The 1,108-nt window shown below is 60.8% G+C and carries 1 protein-coding gene and 1 pseudogene; one reads left to right on the top strand and one right to left on the bottom strand.

Going from position 1 to position 1,108, the window contains the following annotated elements:
• Positions 1–335, bottom strand: a pseudogene (locus tag NW837_RS12285) (precorrin-3B C(17)-methyltransferase); the annotation flags it as partial.
• 97 nt (positions 336–432) lie between these two features.
• Here NW837_RS12285 and NW837_RS12280 point away from each other — a divergent pair.
• Positions 433–1,092 (top strand): hypothetical protein, encoded by a 660-nt coding sequence (locus tag NW837_RS12280; RefSeq protein WP_238376855.1) that lies wholly within the window; start codon positions 433–435, stop codon positions 1,090–1,092.
• Positions 1,093–1,108 lie beyond the last annotated feature (16 nt).

Below are 1,108 nucleotides of genomic sequence, written 5' to 3'. Positions count from 1 at the left end.
CCGCACAGGCTAATAGCCCAGCGACCGGCTTCGTCCACCACCACCACCGCTGGATCCCGCTGCTTGTCCTGCAAGAGGGGGGCAATGAGCCGCACCACCGACCCTGCGGCCAAGATGAAGAGACAGCCCTGCACCTGGGGCCAGGTTTGGGCAACGGCTTCTGCTAGGGAGCCTGGCGCTGTGGGATCCTTGGGATCCCCGTAAGCCTGCCAGGGGGAGGGCAGCCCCTGCGGGTCAGCTTTGCTCCAGCAGCTCACCTCCTTGCCCAAGAGCGGGATCAGAGAGTTGGCCAACCGGCGGGCGCGCGGGCTGGGGGCAAACAGAGCAAGCTTCATCGAGCGTGGGCCAAGGCCAGGATTCTCCCCGGATCCTATACTGGACATAGAGCCACCCGCGAAGGGACAAGTGCCGATGGTCATCCCACCTGGACTGATGCTGCCCCTAATCCCCCTGGAGGTTTTGCTCTCCACGAAGGGGCTGATGTTTTTGCTGCTATCGGCCTATGGGGGGGCCATGTGGACATTCTTAAGCGGCGCTCCCCGCGTCCACACCATCATCGTGCCGGACTTGGAGCAGGCCAGAGGGTTTTACGAGAAGGTGTTGAAACTGCCGGAAGCGGAGCTGCCCCTGCAGTACTACTACGGCTACGAGCAAAGCATGGTCGGCTACAGCCTAGGATCCGCTTACTTTCCAGGGGATATTGGCCTCAGTCCCCGCTTCGATGCCAAAGCCCGTCCCACCTCTGGGCCCACCCAATTGGATACCCCCGGACTTTGGTACCAACTCTCCGACAATGTGCAATTGCACGTGATCCCTGGCTCTACAGATCCCTATGCGGGGTCCGGTTCTTACGGCAACGCCTCTAGGCCTAGCTCCTCATCTGCTTCTGCTTACGGGACTGTACCGGCAGCGGGCCGCAGCAGCGGCGTTCGCTATCGCCATGTCAGCTACGAGCGGGAATCCCTCAAGGCCCTCCTGAAGCGAATCAACAAGCAAGGGATCCGCAACAGCATTCGCTCCGAGAAACCCTTTGTCTTTTGGGTGCGGGATCACCAGGGTCAGATCATCGAATTTGCCGAACTGAAAGGCTGACGGGATCCCCTAAGAT

It is taken from the genome of Synechococcus sp. R6-10, assembly GCF_047461815.1.
In the GTDB taxonomy this organism is placed as follows: domain Bacteria; phylum Cyanobacteriota; class Cyanobacteriia; order Thermostichales; family Thermostichaceae; genus Thermostichus.
The sequence above is the reverse complement of the archived record's forward strand: the minus strand, read 5'-3'. Positions and strand labels throughout refer to the sequence as shown.

Coding starts and splice junctions, on each gene's coding strand:
- NW837_RS12280 (WP_238376855.1), top strand. CDS start 433: ATGCTGCCCCTAATCCCCCTGGAGGTTTTGCTCTCCACGAAGGGGCTG.